This is a genomic window from Shewanella litoralis, from assembly GCF_009828585.1.
Classification (GTDB): Bacteria; Pseudomonadota; Gammaproteobacteria; order Enterobacterales; family Shewanellaceae; genus Shewanella; species Shewanella litoralis.
In genome coordinates this window covers 295,333-312,246 of the sequence record NZ_WSRZ01000001.1, presented here as the reverse complement: position 1 = coordinate 312,246, position 16,914 = coordinate 295,333, and the positions used below count along the sequence as shown (strand labels likewise).

Here is a 16,914-nt window from a genome sequence, read left to right as displayed (position 1 = left end):
CTCATCACGGGTTACTCACCAAACAAAATGTTAATGATTAGCCCTTTGTAGTGTGGGTTAAAATTGGCGTCGGTGATGTCGGTTTGCGTTAATGTTTTTTGCAAAATAGGGAACAGTGCTGGCGCTGAGATAAGCCCCAGTAATGCAACTAAAAAGGTGTCTGCATTAAAAGGCTGTAGTCGCGGTGAAACGGCTTTGGCCTGGTCAAATAGGCTCGATACCATGTGATGTGTTTGGTTAAGCTTATCATCAAGGTATATGGCACGTTCGCTGTTAATGTCGTGTTCCATACTGATTAAACGGACGAGTTGTGGATGACGTAATAACGTATCAATCAGCACTTCAACCGCAGTTTTAAACACGGCCAATGGTTCATGTTCATTTTTTATCACCTGAACCAACGACATAGCCAACTGTTGTTGGTAGTCGGCAATATTTCTATCGGATATGGCGTACCAGATATCTTGCTTAGCACCAAAATGATGGGTAATGGTGCTGTGAGTGACATCCGCAAGCTGAGCTATTTCACGCAGCGAGGTAGCATCGAAACCTTTAGTCGAAAACAGAGTCGATGCACTCACTAAGATGTGATCTCGGGTTATTTCGGCTTCAACAGCCTTTTTACGTCCACTATTCACTCGTTTGGGGCTCACTTTTTGGGCCTTGTTGTTGATAAAGTTCAGGCAAGAAGCCTGCTAAAATATTCATCTCTTCAATGGCATGGGTCATTAAGTCGATGGCAGATTGCTTATTTGTGAGCATTAACCTTGCTACTGCGGTATTGCCAAGTAGCCCTTCAATTGAAAATACGGTGTCATTGCCACGACGTTTTTCAACATAGCCTTGCCAAAAAACCGAACGCATTTGTGCGCCATACTCAGTGTTTTGTACCACATGACACATTTGGGCGCCATTAATCGGTTGCTCTAATAATCCCGCTCTAGCGCAGATAATAAAGCGATCATTCTGCGGGGTATATTCACCTAAAATCTCAGTTGGATCAACAAATTGTATCCGCAGTTTTTGAAGATCTTTACCTATGTATTCATGCACTAAATGGCTGGCGCCAATCACTTCACCTGGGACTTTGTTTTCCCAATCCATCCACACATGTGCCTTGGGGTGCCAGCGTTGATAATGCGCTGTTGTTTGCAAGTAATCGGCAAACCACCAACGCACCATATCAGCCGACACGCCCGGCATTCTGGTTAACGCTCTCACTTCGTATATGCCATTGGCTTTGCGCTCTACTCCTGTTTCGAGCTCAGTGTAAGTTGTAGATAACAGCGTTTTACTTTTTGCACTGGTCGCCCAAGGGTTAACACCAAATATGGCGATTAACAATATGGCTCCAAGCACACAACTAAGGATAATTTTCATAATTCTCTCTGCTTAACTTGATTTTACAATACGAGTGTATAGTTAAGTTTTAATTTTGCAATACATTTGTATTGCAAGTGAGAGGTGGATGATTGAATGTCTTTTAAATAGAATGATAATCGGCGCTTTTAAAGTAATGCGATTAATGGCTTAGCCTACTTTATTTTTATGTATTAACCGTTATGATGAGCAATGAGATCATGTTAAAACGATAATTAATTCTCAAAGCATTGGCTCAAGCCGCTGATACAGAAAAATAATGCGAAATTAATGGCTTAACTTAACACTAATAATATCGATTGGCCTTTTATTTGGAGTGTTAAATGAGATTGCGCGGAACATCAAAAACCAAAGAGTCTAAGTACAATTCGACTGTTGGCTTGTTTATTAGTCTCGGTATGTTGATTGTTGTGTTTATGGCATTTGATTTCTCTGAAATGCACGGCGCAGGTAAAGTGTTTATGGTTTTTTGGGTGGGTGGTGTGTGCGCTCAAGTTTATCAATCTTATCGAAACTCCATATTTTCAAATAAAAGTCTCCATCATGAAGAGACCGATCATGATTTGCAGCTCGAAGCTATGCAAAGCCGCCCACCTGAAAAGGTTAAAAAAGAAAACGATTTCGCCGTAAAATTAAGAAGTTTAGAACAACTTTATCTCGATGGTTTACTCACCACTGCAGAGTATGAAGCTAAGCGAAAAGATATATTGGATGAAGATTGGGGTCGTTAATTTTTATTCAGTATCGACTTTTAGTATTGTGTTATCAGGTTTACATTAGTCGACTAACCATTATTTAGTTAACATCAGATTCTTGCCTCAGTAAGTTGATGGAGATAAGTGTGAGAGTGTTGAATATTTTTTTTAGTGGCGTGTTAATGCTGATGTCATTGTCGGTAACTGCGTCTGAATCACCTATTCGCGATATCAGTGAGATTATTTCCAAAGAAGAGTTTTTATCTTATCAAAATGTAGCCGATTTTATTGAGCACTCGCCTAAAGTGACCGAGTTTGTGGCGCCTGAAGCTGACGACATAGAACAATACGGCAGTGATGTGATGAAGACGCTAACAGGTTCTGATTGTGATCGAGATGGTAAAATGGACAGTAACCCTCAGTGTAATGCGGTGTTCTATAAATTGTGGATGAAGTACCAACGTTAGTTGGCGTCACATCACCTATCATGCTCCAATATTGAGTGGCGTCATCACTTTACGTTAGCCGCTTTAGCCACAATCGTATTTGTCAGTTATTTTTCAACGGGATTTAATAAAACATCCTGCATGGCGTGTACATCAAATTGCGCTAAGCCTTGATTGACAATGTCGCACCACTTTTTACCCTCCTGAGTATTATTAAAAGTGATGTGCAGGGTTTTATCTTGCACGATTTTTGGGTTAACTTGTAATAGCGGGGCGACCTTCGCCACTTGTGGATCAGACTTTAGATATTCAAACACGTTAACGTCCATAATGATGGTATCGATTCGGCCAGCGGCCAGCTTTAGAATATTTTGTTTTTCATCGATACCCGTCTCAAATTTTTGGCTGCCATTGGCAATCATTTCGTCTATCTCAACGGTATTGATATAACCTTTTAGTACCCCTAATTCATATTGATTTAAATCACTGACCTTGTCCCAAATAATCGGGTTATTTTTGCGTTCTATTAACACAATGGGGCTGGCGCCTATGGGGTTTGAAAACAATAATCCATTAGCAGGATTAAAATAGGTTGGGTAATACCCAACTGCTTGGCCTGTGGTTACGCTGCGAGCGGCTCGGTTCCAGGGTAAAACGGCAATGGCAAGGGTGTGATTTTCGAAACTTAATGCTTTGCTAATGATTTGGCTATTGATGCCTTGTTCGGGTAATTCACTGCCTGAAAATGGCGGCCACTCGAGTGTTGAAAGCTCAAGAGTGTCGGCTAGGAGGCCACTTGCGCAGCACAGTGTGACCAAGATGCAAAGACAAAATTGTTTTAGTTCCATTGGTACCGCAGTCATCATGTTTCACCCGTCCGTTGTGAAGTCAACTTTGAATAACATTTCAGTATAGGCATAAAGGTATCATAGTTTTATGTCTTTTTTACAGAATGAATAACCATATAAATCAAGCGTTAAACTTTTTAACCTGGCTTAAAAATAAAAAAGAGCTGACGATAAAAATAGTTGGAGTAAAAGCTTAAAACGGTCGTGCCATTATCAATATTAGCTTTTATGGGCAGGTTATCACGGGTAGCAAAAGCTCTTACATGTTCCGATTTTATCGACAGTCATTAATTCAAACAAGATGCTGATTATTAGGGTTGTTCTGTGCAATTTATGGCCTTTTTTAGGCTTGCATTGTTTTTTATCTGCTCTATGTTGAGTGCTCATTTGTAACAAAATGCATGAGTTCGATAACAAAAAAACTAATAAATGATAACAGTCTGTCTATTGCTGTTGCAGATAAAAAATGAGGACAACCCATGAAAAAATCGATTTTATTGCTGTTAGCTGGCTTATTTAGTGGTGCAGCGCAAGCGGCCGTTGGTGGTTATCCCGTGGTGCTAATCCACGGTTTTCAGCCTGACAACTTACAAAGCAAACCTGTTGGGGCGCAGGTGAGCAATAATGGTGCTGATTATTGGGCGCAATATTGGCGCGACAGAGCCGATGAGCGTATTGATTGGCCGTCGCAAGAACGCATTGCCAACAAAATTACCAGCCAGTACGTGTGGCCTAAATTACAACAAATGTCGCGCGACGGTACCTGTTCCAATGGTTGTGTGTTTGTGACTCACTCAACGGGCGATTTAGTGACGCGATATATTATCGATAACCAAGCTTTATGGTTACAAAATGCAGGCTTACAGCCACTTAATATTGTGGCGACGTTCGACTTTGCTGGCGCAGGTGGCGGTGTTGAATTAGCGGATTTGGCGGTCAATGTAGCTAACGGTTCAGGGTTAATCAATTCCGCAGTTAAACTTGCAGTGTCATTATGGCTTGGCGCGACACCGTCATCATCTAACATTGGGGTGTTAAATGATTTACGAGTGAATACGGCGCGTCAGTTAGCCTCATTTCCAGGTAGCCGCGTACCGCGATTACGTTTTGCTGGTGCTGGGTCTGACTTTTTAGGGGCTACAGGGGCTTTTTTACCGGGCGAAGATGACGGTGTAGTGGCAAGTCATTCAAGTTGTGGTGCGGCTTCTGCAACCAGTTATGACAGTTGCTCGCGCGGTGTCGCATTTGACGGTAAGTTAACTTCGGTCAGCGGCCCTAGTGCGTTTATGCCTTATCATTATCCTATGTTGATGAGTGAAGGTTATAGCCATAACGACACTATTGGCAGTAGCGCTAAAGATGAAGTGACTACCGCCAACAATAGCTCTGCTTACCTAAATGGCGACAATATTAAGTTTACTACCTACGACGAAAAACGTGGCTGGTGGATTTTTAGTTCGCGTTATAGAGTAGTGAGTAATTCAAGTAAAACCAGTATGTCGTCATTAGTTTATCAGGCTGCAAACTAATTAACTCTCAATACGGGCTAATCTATGAAGCATAAAAAAGTTGTCTATGTGGTCGCCTTGCTTGGTGGATGTGCTGGATATTGGTATTTCTCGTCTGAGCCAGCACCTACGCTGGCTCAGGTTGTTATTTCAAACCAGCAAGCTCAAGTCGCCACCCATCAGCCTAGTGTGGTAAAGCAGATGCAGCCTAAACAAGTGATGGTAAAAGAAACCTTACCTGAGTCGGTGAGTGAGCGCTTTTCGTTGCTAGCAGAAGCGTACGCACAAGAGCTAACTCTGCCAGGTTATTCAGTGCCGCTAGGTGTTAATGATGTTCACCTATTGAACCCAAATCAGTATGTGGCGCAACCTGTAATGTTAGAAGGGGGTGCCAGTGCCAGTATTGTGATGCCTAAATATCGTTTTAGTTTTCCTGAGCCTGTGGTCATCACATTAGAGGTCGATGGCTTAACGGTCACGGGTGTCAGTGCTGCGATCCGCAGTGAATTGTCTGCTCATAAAGAAGTGTTAGCCAAGGGTGATATGGCAAACCATGATGGGAAGTGGACCGTGCAACTCGATGCAACAGAGGAGTGGGACGGCCCGATGGCCGTCAATGTGACCTTTAGCGCTAAAGGTAAAAAGCAGACTTTAACCACGGGCATTGAATATAGCTACCCAGCGGCAACGATTACCGGTGTCGGTGAAGTACGCGCCGAAGGGAGTGATATGCTCATTCCACTCAAACTAACGGTAGAGAAAGCCGGTTATTATCGGGTAAGAGCCAATTTATATACTGCAAATCAGCAGCCTGTAGCATTGTTAACTGCGTCGAAAAAATTATCTGAAGGTGCGGTTGAAATGGAGCTCAAAGCCTATAAGGGCGTGCTGCCTAAACAAGATGGTGAGTTTACGCTTGGTAGCTTTGTGCTAGAGCGTCGTCCTGCAGTACCTGGTGAGTTAACGCGTTATGGCCGCAGTAATGAGCCCAGTTATGACTTAGGTGAATTTGCTGTTGGGCAATTGTCTGACGAGCCCTGGCAGGCCGATGAGCAAGAAATGCAGCGTTTAGAGTTTTTACAAAAAATGGCCGACGAATAGCGCATTGTCAAAGGGATAGATTAGGTTTTTTGTTAGCTTGTCATTGTAGTTGAATCAGTTAATGTTAAGTTGCTGAATGTTTGATGAACTTAAAGGGGTTAACAAATTTGTGCTTGCTGAACTTGATTTCTGCCGCCTCGTTTAGCGCAATACAGTGCTTTGTCGGCGCGGTTAAAAAGATCTTTCATCGATGTATCTCTCTCAATTAGGCTGCTACTGCCAATAGATATTGTCAGAGTAAGGTGTTGTTCAGATTGAGTGATATAAAAAAGATGTTTTGCTACTTTGGCACGGATCCGTTCAGCTATTAACATTGCGCCATCATGGTCGGTCATTGGCAGTACCGCGGTAAATTCTTCTCCACCAATACGTGATAACGAATCTGATTGGCGCAGTAAGCCATTACATACTTGGGCAAACTCTTTGAGTATTTCATCGCCACTGACATGACCAAAATTATCATTAATCGTTTTAAAGTAATCGATATCGATAACTAATAGTGAAAGTGGTTGGTTAAACCTCATGGCACGGGCAAATTCATGTTTTGCTAATTGATGATATGAACGGCGATTGTGTACGCCAGTGAGTTGATCGGTATTAACCAGACTTTCAATATGTTGGTGGGCATCTTCTAATGCCTTTTGGGCATTTTTTAATTCGGTAATATCAACGCCCATAATGATGGTATTACCACTGTCGAGATTAATTCTGGTCATTTTAAACCAGCGCCCATCTGTTAAGTCAGTTTCGTATTGATTAAGCGCTTTGTCTGAATGCAGTTTATGCAGGTTTGCCAACCATTGTTCAAAATTGTCGGTGTTGATAATGACGCCTTGTTTGGTTTCCCAAGCGTTGCGCAATAAATCGGCAGACTTTTTGCCCGTTGCATTTTGTACTGTAGTACCAAATATGCTGGCAAAATGTTGATTGCAATAAATAACTTCCTTGTCACTGTTGATTACGCCTAAGCAGTTTGGCGTAATTTCTATTCCCTCTAGAAGTATGGCTTCTAAATTTGCAGGTGTACTTTTTGGCATAGAATACTCAAGGATGTGGCAATGCTTATTCATTATTATAAGTTAAATTTGTCACTTTTTGTTAACAACTAGTAAGTTAGTATATTATTGCTTTTTGGTGGGTGTTGTTTGTAACTGTTTTTTATTGGTTTTTTAAAAGTCACAATATGAATAAATTATTTTTTGTCAGTCTTATGGTTGAGAAGATTGGTATGGCGGTTGATAAAAGTAGTATAGCGGAGATAAAAAAAAGCCCGACTATGATGAAAATCGTCGGGCTTATTGGGTGTGACTTATTCAAACAGCTAAAGCATATTAAATGCTAGTCAGTTTGCTTTTAAGATCATTTGGCTTCATTGGTAATTTGCGTAAACGCACGCCTACCGCATTATAAATTGCGTTGGCTATAGCTGGCGCTACTGGCGTTACCGCGGGTTCACCTAAACCTGAAGGTGGTTGAGTACTTGGGATAAACTCAATCTTTATCTCTGGCGTTTGGTAGATACGTACTGGCGTATAAGTACTAAAGTTTGAGTCTTTATACTGACCATTAACGATCTCGGTGCCTTCATGAATAGCCATTGATAAGCCCCATAACGCCGCGCCCTGACACTGTGCTTCAGCGCCATTAGGATCAACAATAATCCCGGCATCAATCGCGATATACAGTTTTTGTACTTCGATGTTGCCACTGTCTTTGTCTACCTGCACTTGAACGGCACAAGCCACCCAGGTAGGCATATCGCGCTCTTGACCAAAGGTAGATGCAATGCCTAAACCGGTGTTTTCGGCTTGTGGTTTGCCCCACTCAATCATTTCAGCAACTTTCTTAAGCACGACTGCCTGACGAGCAGCGCCGCCAGCAGCAACAGGTGTGGTACCCGCGTTACGGCCTTCGGCAATTAGCATGTCGAGGCGAAATTGCAGTGGATCTTTACCGGCATGATGCGCGGCTTCGTCCATAAAGCTTTCAACCGCCCAACCTGTCCAACCTGGTCCGACTGAACGTAACCAACCCGGTCTAAAAGTGGCAATGGCTAAGTCGTTAGACACCGCCCGCACTTTTTGTGCGCCTACACTGTACCAGTGATCGGCACCAGCAATTGAGAATGGATCAAATGGCTGACCATTAACCCCTTTAGGCATAAAGCCTGGTGCTAATACTTGTGTTGGCCAACCTGCCGTAGCGTGATGTTCCATGGCGGTAACCGCTTTTTTATCATCGAACGCCATTTTTAATTGCTGTACTGAAGCCGAGCGCGCACTGTCAAACAGCATATCTTGCGGACGCATCATCACCATTTTAACCGGTTTACCGCCTAATGCTTTAGAGGTTAATGCCGCAGGAATGGTATAGTCGCCGTTGAGTCTGCGGCCAAAACCACCACCCAACATGTAGCTACGGATAACGATGTTAGCTTCGTCTTCACCTAATGCTGTCGCTAATACAGGTAGGGTAAGTGATTGCCACTGACAACCTGAATGAATTTCCCAAATACCGTCTGGATTTTTAAATACCAAAGCATTTAACGGTTCCATTTGCGCATGCAATACGGTGCTGGTGATGTATTCTTCGGCGATAGTGCTTTTTGCGCTGGCAAATGCTGGTTCAGTGTCAACATTACCTGTATCTAAAATGCCGCCTTTGCTGGCGTCGTTGAGTAACGTTTTACCGTGAGCAATAATATCGGCCTCAGACACATTAGCGGTTTCGCCTGCATCCCAGGTTACTTTGACAAGTTTTGAGGCTTTTTGTGCGGCAAAAAAGCTGCTGGCGATAACCATTAACCAACCTGGCACACTGCCACTGGCATCATCTAACACGATTGTTTGTTGATAGCCTTTAACCGCTTTGGCGGCTGAGTCATCAAATTTAACCACTTTTGAGCCATAACGCGTTGGCGGCAAAATAGGGTTGGCGTACACCATGCCATCAACTTTAGCGTCGATACCAAATACGGTTTTACCATTGGTTTTATTAGCGATATCAAGTGAGGTGACTTGCTGGCCAACTAATTTAAGATCGGCATTGGGCTTAAGCGGCAATTGCTTGAGTTCTTCTTCGGTAAATTGGCGGGTTAAGCCCATTTTGACCAATTCGCCAAACGACAATTCGCCTTTGCTTGATACGATTTTACCGTTACTGGCTTTACAGTCAGCAGGTGCAATGCCCCATTTTTTAGCTGCCGCTTCAATTAATGCCGTACGACCGGCGGCGCCTGCCTGGCGGTACACAGGCCAGCTTTGTGAAATAGACCAGCTACCACCCGTGACCATATAACCCCAGCGAGGGTCACTATCTACGTGGATAATTTCAATATCGTCCCACGAAGCTTCTAATTCGTCAGCAAGAATACGCGCAATAGCCGTACCTACATGTTGGCCCATTTCTGAGCGCATAATGTTGACTTTGATTTTGCCAGCAGTGTCGATTGAGTACCATAAAGACGGTTCATAAATATCACCTTCTGTTGGTAATACTTTGCCGTCTGGGCTAGCAGGATCCATCGCCGCCATCAAGTGGCGCGGAAAACCAAAGCTGACGCCGACCGCGGTCATGGCAATTAAAAATCCGCGGCGGGTCATGCCAGCCGATCCACGTTTAGGCAGTCTGCTCATCGTTGCTCTCCTTGGTTGAGTTTGCAGCTTCATGAATGGCACTACGAATACGCACGTAGGTCATACAGCGACATAAGTTACCGCCCATTACCGCATCAATATCTTTATCGGTCGGTGCTGGGTTGTCTTTTAATAATGCGGCGGCTTGCATGATTTGGCCTGACTGGCAGTAACCACATTGTGGTACTTGCAGTTTTTGCCAGGAGATTTGCAGCGGATGATCGCCGTTTTCAGATAGGCCTTCAATCGTGGTGATTTCAGCCCCTTCTACTGACGATATTGGGGTAATGCATGAGCGTGTTGCCTGACCACCAATATGCACGGTACACGCGCCGCAACTACCAATACCACAACCAAACTTAGTGCCGGTCATGTTGAGTTCATCGCGGATCACCCACAAAAGCGGGGTGTCGCTTTCTACGTCGGCAGTCATCGGTTTGCCGTTTAAAATAAATTTTGCCATTGGTCACTTCTCCAGTGAATTAATGCTCAAACTTGGGCTTGATAACTATCTCGCCCACTTTTTAGTTTTGGCTAGGTGTTTCCCCAGCTGATTGACGCTCAATACATCATGAAACCGCTCATCGTAATACGATGGGACGCATGGCGGTTGTTAACTCTATCGAGTATTACGTTGTTAAGGGGAGTTGGATCATCTCAATACGCTGCATGGTTGGCCTTTAACTCACTGATCATTAATACAACCTAGCGCAACCAAGGTGTTACTTGGTTAGATAAACTTTGATGAGTTATGAGCGTGCTTGGCAAAGGTGACAGGATATATCATGGGTTGCCAAACCGTTATCATTACTAAACCTAAAAAAAGCGGCTCTACATACGTTGCTCACGATGCGTTTTAGCCTATTAAGTCGCCTTATTTATTACATATAAAATGCAATTTATAAGGAATACCTCATCGTACGCTCCCTGTTCGAATCTTTATTTATACTTGGTTAATATTTAAGCCTAAGCAATGCTTATTGCTTTGTAAAGAAATCAATTGTCAGTAAATTAGTTATTAATAATACAGCAAGCTATAACTGGAATACATGAGATTTTGTAATCGCAGCGCTCATGTTAATCCTTTGTTTAATAATCGATTTATTTCGTTTTAGATATGTTGCGACAAGCTTCTCATCTGTCACGTTAGCGCTTAATTGAGCAACTAATCAATTTGACTATTATCGACATTCATTGCAGGTAACGCTATTCGATGTTGGTCTAGCGTTATAACGTAAAGTTTGGCTCGATATTCTGCTTGTATTTACTGTTGTTATTCATGATAATGAATGAAAACCATTATCATTTGCATTTGCGGGTTAAGTCATTATGGAGCTCATCAGTGTTTCTTCTTTATGGGTAGGGTGTTTGTTTGCTTATTTAGCGTCTGATAAGCAGCAACTTATTAGCCTGCCGTTTCCTAAACTACTCGCGTGGAGCCTAGGTTGTGCAGCTATGCTATTTGCTGTGTGGGGCTTTAGTCACACCTACAGCTTGCTGGTGGCTTGTTTGTTAGTTGTTATCTGTGTGATGACCATGTGGATGATGTTGGTGTTGCTCGCAGCTCACTTCAAAGGCCGCAGTATGTGGGTGAGTTCGTTCGGTTTCGCCTTATTTGTCAGCATTATGTTGGTTGGCGTTAAATAACCCGTCGCTCAGGATTCAGTAAAGGTTAAATCAAATGTGGTTAAAGTCGCTTGCAGCTTTTGCTTGGGGGTTATTACTGGCTGTCTGCCTGGTGCTAATAGTGTTTCGTTTGTTGCCGTTAGCGGTAGATACCAAATTGTTTATTGGCATGCTGTTAGGCTTTTGTTTATGGGTGGTGGTGATGGCGTATTGCTACAGCCGTAATACTGCTAAAGCGGCCAGTGTTGTTTGTGGTAAATGGTTTGTCGTCACTGCTGTTGCCAATGTGTTGTTGTTTTATATTCCTGTTTATTAATGAAGCCTGTAATGAATCCTCGCGCTAACGCCCCACATAAAGTGATTAAAAACCTCGTCGAAGCCCACAGTTGGCTTGGGCTGATCATTTCGCCATTACTGTTTATCGTATTTTGGGCCGGTGCGATTACACTGTTCCATGACGAAATCACACAGTGGGCCATTACGCCACATCACCCAGTGCAAAGTAGTCAGCAAGACATACCGCTTGGCAGCTTAGTTGAACAAAAGCGGGCAGAATATCCTGTTGATCAACAAGGGCGTTTTCGGATCAATATGCCCACCGCATTAGTACCTTATTATATTTTTTATATGGAAGTGCTCGACGATGCCGCAGAAAGTGGCCGTCAATCTTTAGCCATTCTGGTGGATCCTAAAACCGGTGAAACGGTTGCGGGTAAAGATGACTTCTTGTTATCGCAATTTATTTATCGGTTGCATTACAACCTTCATTTACCCGGTGGAAGCTACCTCATTGGGATGGTGACATTAGTGTTGTTGTTTGCCCTAATCTCTGGGGTGTTTATTCATGCCCGTAAACTGTTTAAACACTTTTTTCAGTATCGGGTAGATAAGCAGAGACGCGATAATCTATTAGATTTACACACTGTGGTCGGCGTCATGACGCTGCCGTTGACCTTAATGTATGCCTTAAGTGGCTTGGTGCTAAATTTAGCCATTGTGTTTCAATTGGCGTTTGCGATGTTTATTTACCAAGGCGATCAACAAGCCTTGTTTAATGATGCAGGCTTTAAACGAGTGGTTGAGCCTCGCAGCCAAACACCGATGATAATGGACAACGCTTTTGAGTTGATTGAGCAAACGCGGCAGCAAGACAATTTTGAATTACGCAATGTGATTTTTCATCATTACGGCGCCGACAATGCATTAGTGCAAATTCGTGGTAGTGATACCGCTAGTTTTGCCCAGCGTGATGAAGTGACTTATCGTATTGCTAATGGTGCCGTGGTCGATAAGGTCAATGCTGAACAATACAATGTATTCCGCCAGGGACGCGATGTGTTAGTGACGCTGCATTTTGGTGATTTTGCCGGTATGGATGTGCGGATTTTATACTTCATTTTAGCCATCGCCATCAGCGCGATGATAGTGGCAGGTAATATGCTGTGGATTAATAAGCGCCGCACCCAGCGTCATTCTTCGCCGCGCAGTATTGCCATTGCAAGTGCCGTCACTATAGGTGGATGTGGTGGCATTATTGTGGCCACCGCGGTTGGCTTTTTATGTGAGCGAGTGTTACCTGCCACGTTGCCAGCCCGCGGAGATTGGCTTGTTGCCTGCTTTGTACTGGCTTTGTTAGCGACCATGTTAGTGAGTATTAACATTGGCAATGTTAAACGCCATATTAGCCGCTTATTATTGCTTACTAGTGCACTGTTATTAATAACATTGATAACCGATTGGCTGATGTTTGCCGAGCAGATTATTACTCTGTGGCAAAACGGCTTTACCGCAGTGATAGGCGTGCAAGTGGCGATGGGCTTAATGGCTGCTATTGGCGTGTTTAGTGCGCTAAAACTAAGAGGCGCGCAGCACGTTAATACCCGAGAAAAGCTTGGTGTACCCCTTGTTAATTAATCAGGTGAACGAAACGTTTGCCTGCGATAGCATTATCACAGGCATCACGAGTGTTGGCATTAAGGCAAATCAAACAATAGTGCAGTAGACTGGTCGTCTAGTTCATTTTTAAAGGTGATAGTTTGTCGCTCAGTAATTTTTACACCATCACCGGCCGCGAGCCTTTGTGACTCGACTTTTAGCTCACCTGCAACCTGATGCACATAGACTTTTCGCCCCGCAGCGATGGTGTAAGTCTGCTCAGAGTGTGGCGCTAAAATCAATTGCGATAAGGTCGCATTTTGCTTGATGTGTAAGGTGTCATTTTCACCTGTTGGCGTGGCAATGGTGGTTAATCCTATAGCCTGGCCAAAGTTTTTTTGCTGATACCCTGGCGTATTACCTAAGGTATTGGGCTGGATCCAAATCTGTAAAAACTTCAATGGCTCGGTTTTAGACGCATTGTATTCACTGTGAGTGATACCGCTGCCGGCAGACATAAGCTGGAATTCACCAGCAGGCAATACTTCAACGTTACCCTCACTGTCTTTATGGGCAATTGAACCTTCGAGCACATAGCTGATGATTTCCATGTCACGATGGCCATGAGTGGCAAATCCCGCTCCTGGATCAACGCTGTCATCGTTAATGACTCGCAGGGCTGAAAAGCCCATATGCTCTGGGTCATAATAACTGCCAAATGAGAAGCTGTGTTTACTGTCTAACCAACCAAAATTGGCGGTGCCGCGCTCGCTTGCCGGACGTAAAGTGATCATGATGTTCTCCTATCGCTTAATATACGTTTATACCAATCAGAGTTGTGTTTTGATCTGATTGGTATATACGAAATTTGGGTTTGCTAATTTGATCTGAGGTTACTTAGCTAATCGAGTGGTAATAGCGTTATCGATTGCGACTTTGCCTGAACCTGACAGTGCCAATGACACGCTGGCCGCTAATAATGCCAAAGCATACTCATAACCGTTGTTAGACATAAATAAGCCGTTGCTTAGGTGAACACTGGCAATGGCAATCACCATGGTAAAGGCAAGTGCGACAGCCGCTGGACGAGTCAGTAAACCGAGTAAAATAAATAAGCCACCAAAGAACTCAGCACTACCAGCCATAAAGGCCATTAACACGCCAGGTTCCATTCCCATTGACGCCATCCATTGCCCAGTACCTTCTAGGCCATAACCGCCAAACCAACCAAATAATTTTTGGGCGCCGTGGGCCATAAATATAATCCCAACAGGTAAGCGTAATGCCAATGTGCTAAAACCAGCAGTAGAGTGTGTAATGCGTTTAATCAGTGCTTTCATGGTTTGTATCCTCAATATTTTTAAACTGTTATTTGGCTGGTGGTAAGCGTAAATAACGCTGCCTCACCGATTGATAATGAGTATATTGAGACTTGATCGAATAAAAAATCGGAATAAACTGAGCTAATAGTTCAAATTTTTTGAATAAGGATAAATTCATGCACCATGCCATTACCATTGATGCACTACGGGCCTTAGACGCCATTGAGCGCAAGGGCAGTTTTGCAGCTGCAGCGGCATCCTTGTATCGAGTGCCGTCAGCATTAACCTACACCATCAAAAAACTTGAAGACGACATGGGCACGGCGTTGTTTGACCGCAGCAAACAACGGGCACAGCTCACCCCAGCAGGTAAGTTGGTGTTAGAGCATGGCCGCGATATTTTGTTAGCCACGAATCGGCTAATTGATTCCGTGCAGCAATTAGAGTCGGGCTGGGAAACTGAAATTAGATTGTCGCGCGATACCGTGATCCCGCAAGCGCCGTTGTTTCAACTAATCGAGCAATTTAATCAGCTCGAACACTCGGTAGACATTAGTATCGATGTGGAAGCCGTGGGTGGTGGTTGGGATGCCTTACACAGTCGCCGTGCAGACATTGTCATTGGCGCTTCTGGCGAATTACCTAGAGGTGTATTTCAAACCCACAAAATAGGCGAAATTGAATTTGTATTTGCAGTGGCGCCACATCATCCATTGGCGTTTGTTGATGAGGTATTAGCCGCCGACAAACTTACCGAATATGCCTCGGTTGTGGTGGCCGATACCGCGCAAGTATTACCGACACGCAGTAGTGGCTTATTTCAAAGCAAGCAAGTCATTAGAGTCAACACCATGGAAACCAAAATAGCGGCACAGCGCCAGGGTTTGGGGATTGGTTTTTTACCGCGGCACATGGTGCAGTGCTATTTTGACAGTGGCGAGTTAATTGAAAAACAATGCTCAATTCCACGGCCTAACCAGAGCTTGTATCTTGCCTGGCATAAAGAGCATCAAGGCCGCGGATTTGAGTGGTTTATTGAGCATTTACCAAAAATTGATTGGGGCTTGAGTTAACCTGAGTTCAAGTTAAGTTAACTAAAGCTGAAAAGGCTCAAGGGCATATAGGTATATATCTATGCCCTGATTTAACGACCTCTAGCTCAGAAATAACTATTATGCCGCAGCCTGAGATACCGCAGTGTTATTGTTTTTATTGTCTAGCGAGCCACTGTAGCGGGTTAACGCTAATGCCAACAATACAATCACCGCACCAACCCAGGGAGTATGCATTAAGCCTGCTTGTTCAACGATTAATCCGCCGCCCCAGGCACCCAGTGCAATACCCACATTAAATGCGGCAATATTGAGGCCTGATGCCACATCAACTGCGTTAGGTGTATGCTCTTGCGCTAGTTTAACCACATAAACTTGTAAGCCTGGCACATTACCAAATGCAAATGCGCCCCACACTAAAATGGTGATAACTGCTGCAATAGGGTTAACCGCAGTAAAGTTAAATACCACTAAAATGGTGGCTAAACCGATAAAGATAATACTCAGTGCTTTGATTGGACCTAACTTGTCGGCCATTTTACCGCCCCAAATATTACCGATAGCCACTGACACGCCGTAAACCAACATAATCAGACCAATTGCATGAGACTCAAAGCCAGACACTTGCTCTAAGATGGGTGCTAAGAATGTAAACGCGACAAAGGTGCCGCCGTAGCCTAATGCGGTAATGGCATACACTAATAACAATCGTGGCTGAGTTAACACCTTAAGTTGAGCGGATATTTTAGTGGCCGCAGGCTGCTGTAAATTGTTTGGTACCAATAAACTGCTGCCTATCAACGCAATAAGGCCTAATAGCGCTACCGCTAAAAAGGTGGCTTGCCAACCAAATGTTTGGCCAATATAGGTACCTAATGGCACGCCTGTCACCAATGCGACGGTTAAACCGGTAAACATAATCGCAATGGCGCTGGCAGCTTTTTCTTTAGGCACTAATCCGGTTGCAATGGTTGAGCCAATAGAGAAAAACACTCCATGGGCTAGGCCAGTAATAATGCGTGCGACAATTAAGGTTTCATAGCCCGGGGCTTGCCATGCTAATACATTACCTGCCACAAACAGCGCCATAACGGTTAATAACACGTTTTTACGGTTCCATTTACCTGTAAGTGCCGTTAATACCGGTGCGCCAATCGCAACACCTAGGGCATACAAGCTGACTAACAAGCCTGCTGAGGGTAATGAAACATTAAGGTCTTGGGCCATGGTGGGCAGTAACCCCACAATGACAAATTCGGTGGTACCGATTGCAAAGGCGCTTAACGTCAATGCGAGTAGGGCTAACGGCATAATGTGTTCCTCGGGTTTAATAAGGTGAATGAGTCAATATTGCGTAATGCTGGCTATTATTCACGGTAAATGAGTTGTAAAAAACAGTGTCTTTAGCAAATGACTTTTGTGTAAA

The 16,914-nt window shown here is 43.8% G+C and carries 17 protein-coding genes; 8 read left to right on the top strand and 9 right to left on the bottom strand.

Annotated elements, in window-relative coordinates; all coding sequences use genetic code 11:
• Positions 1-11: 11 nt before the first annotated feature.
• Positions 12-653, bottom strand: coding sequence for a TetR/AcrR family transcriptional regulator (locus tag GQA99_RS01455; protein WP_160052068.1), 642 nt, complete (start codon positions 651-653; stop codon positions 12-14).
• On the bottom strand, positions 631-1,380 hold the full coding sequence (locus GQA99_RS01450; RefSeq protein ID WP_160052067.1) for a DAPG hydrolase family protein: 750 nt from the start codon (positions 1,378-1,380) through the stop codon (positions 631-633). Before GQA99_RS01450 ends, GQA99_RS01455 begins: the two co-directional genes overlap by 23 nt.
• Positions 1,381-1,703: 323 nt before the next feature.
• Between GQA99_RS01450 and GQA99_RS01445 the strand changes: the two genes are divergently transcribed.
• Together GQA99_RS01445 and GQA99_RS01440 are read left to right on the top strand one after the other, a co-directional pair.
• Positions 1,704-2,111, top strand: coding sequence for an SHOCT domain-containing protein (locus tag GQA99_RS01445; protein WP_160052066.1), 408 nt, complete (start codon positions 1,704-1,706; stop codon positions 2,109-2,111).
• A gap of 110 nt (positions 2,112-2,221) precedes the next feature.
• Positions 2,222-2,542: a hypothetical protein gene (locus GQA99_RS01440; protein ID WP_160052065.1), complete on the top strand. Its 321-nt coding sequence runs from the start codon at positions 2,222-2,224 to the stop codon at positions 2,540-2,542.
• A gap of 86 nt (positions 2,543-2,628) precedes the next feature.
• On the opposite strand, the gene GQA99_RS01435 is transcribed toward GQA99_RS01440, so the two are convergent.
• Positions 2,629-3,387, bottom strand: coding sequence for a substrate-binding periplasmic protein (locus GQA99_RS01435; RefSeq protein WP_160052064.1), 759 nt, complete (start codon positions 3,385-3,387; stop codon positions 2,629-2,631).
• 461 nt (positions 3,388-3,848) lie between these two features.
• Between GQA99_RS01435 and GQA99_RS01430 the strand changes: the two genes are divergently transcribed.
• Entirely contained in the window at positions 3,849-4,898 is a 1,050-nt protein-coding gene (locus GQA99_RS01430; protein ID WP_160052063.1) for a hypothetical protein, read from the top strand.
• A 24-nt stretch (positions 4,899-4,922) separates the two neighbouring features.
• Positions 4,923-5,978, top strand: a complete 1,056-nt coding sequence (locus GQA99_RS01425) for a hypothetical protein (RefSeq protein WP_160052062.1) — start codon at positions 4,923-4,925, stop codon at positions 5,976-5,978.
• A gap of 98 nt (positions 5,979-6,076) precedes the next feature.
• On the opposite strand, the gene GQA99_RS01420 is transcribed toward GQA99_RS01425, so the two are convergent.
• The 3 genes from GQA99_RS01420 to GQA99_RS01410 form a co-directional block, all read right to left on the bottom strand.
• On the bottom strand, positions 6,077-7,015 hold the full coding sequence (locus GQA99_RS01420) for a sensor domain-containing diguanylate cyclase (RefSeq protein ID WP_160052061.1): 939 nt from the start codon (positions 7,013-7,015) through the stop codon (positions 6,077-6,079).
• A gap of 294 nt (positions 7,016-7,309) precedes the next feature.
• Complete coding sequence (locus tag GQA99_RS01415; RefSeq protein WP_160052060.1) at positions 7,310-9,613, bottom strand: xanthine dehydrogenase family protein molybdopterin-binding subunit; 2,304 nt, start codon at positions 9,611-9,613, stop codon at positions 7,310-7,312.
• Positions 9,597-10,076 carry a (2Fe-2S)-binding protein gene (locus GQA99_RS01410; RefSeq protein WP_160052059.1) on the bottom strand — a complete coding sequence of 160 codons (480 nt, stop codon included), beginning with the start codon at positions 10,074-10,076 and terminating at the stop codon, positions 9,597-9,599. Before GQA99_RS01410 ends, GQA99_RS01415 begins: the two co-directional genes overlap by 17 nt.
• Positions 10,077-10,942: 866 nt before the next feature.
• On the opposite strand from GQA99_RS01410, the gene GQA99_RS01405 reads away from it, so the two are divergent.
• The 3 genes from GQA99_RS01405 to GQA99_RS01395 are packed head-to-tail and all read left to right on the top strand — an operon-like array spanning position 10,943 to position 13,153.
• Positions 10,943-11,260, top strand: coding sequence for a hypothetical protein (locus GQA99_RS01405; protein ID WP_160052058.1), 318 nt, complete (start codon positions 10,943-10,945; stop codon positions 11,258-11,260).
• A 34-nt stretch (positions 11,261-11,294) separates the two neighbouring features.
• Complete coding sequence (locus GQA99_RS01400) at positions 11,295-11,555, top strand: hypothetical protein (protein WP_160052057.1); 261 nt, start codon at positions 11,295-11,297, stop codon at positions 11,553-11,555.
• An 11-nt stretch (positions 11,556-11,566) separates the two neighbouring features.
• Entirely contained in the window at positions 11,567-13,153 is a 1,587-nt protein-coding gene (locus GQA99_RS01395) for a PepSY-associated TM helix domain-containing protein (protein WP_160052056.1), read from the top strand.
• Positions 13,154-13,212: 59 nt separating this feature from the next.
• Here the strand turns inward: GQA99_RS01395 and GQA99_RS01390 are convergent, their stop codons facing one another.
• Together GQA99_RS01390 and GQA99_RS01385 are read right to left on the bottom strand one after the other, a co-directional pair.
• Entirely contained in the window at positions 13,213-13,908 is a 696-nt protein-coding gene (locus GQA99_RS01390) for a pirin family protein (RefSeq protein ID WP_160052055.1), read from the bottom strand.
• Between the two features lie 99 nt (positions 13,909-14,007).
• A complete protein-coding gene (locus tag GQA99_RS01385) occupies positions 14,008-14,454 on the bottom strand; it encodes a DoxX family protein (RefSeq protein WP_160052054.1) in 447 nt (148 codons plus the stop codon).
• Between the two features lie 158 nt (positions 14,455-14,612).
• Between GQA99_RS01385 and GQA99_RS01380 the strand changes: the two genes are divergently transcribed.
• A complete protein-coding gene (locus tag GQA99_RS01380; RefSeq protein ID WP_160052053.1) occupies positions 14,613-15,509 on the top strand; it encodes a LysR family transcriptional regulator in 897 nt (298 codons plus the stop codon).
• A 99-nt stretch (positions 15,510-15,608) separates the two neighbouring features.
• Here GQA99_RS01380 and GQA99_RS01375 read toward each other — a convergent pair whose 3' ends face one another.
• The gene (locus GQA99_RS01375) at positions 15,609-16,799 is read right to left on the bottom strand and encodes an MFS transporter (protein ID WP_160052052.1); all 1,191 of its coding nucleotides are present in this window, start codon (positions 16,797-16,799) and stop codon (positions 15,609-15,611) included.
• Between the last annotated feature and the right edge of the window lie 115 nt (positions 16,800-16,914).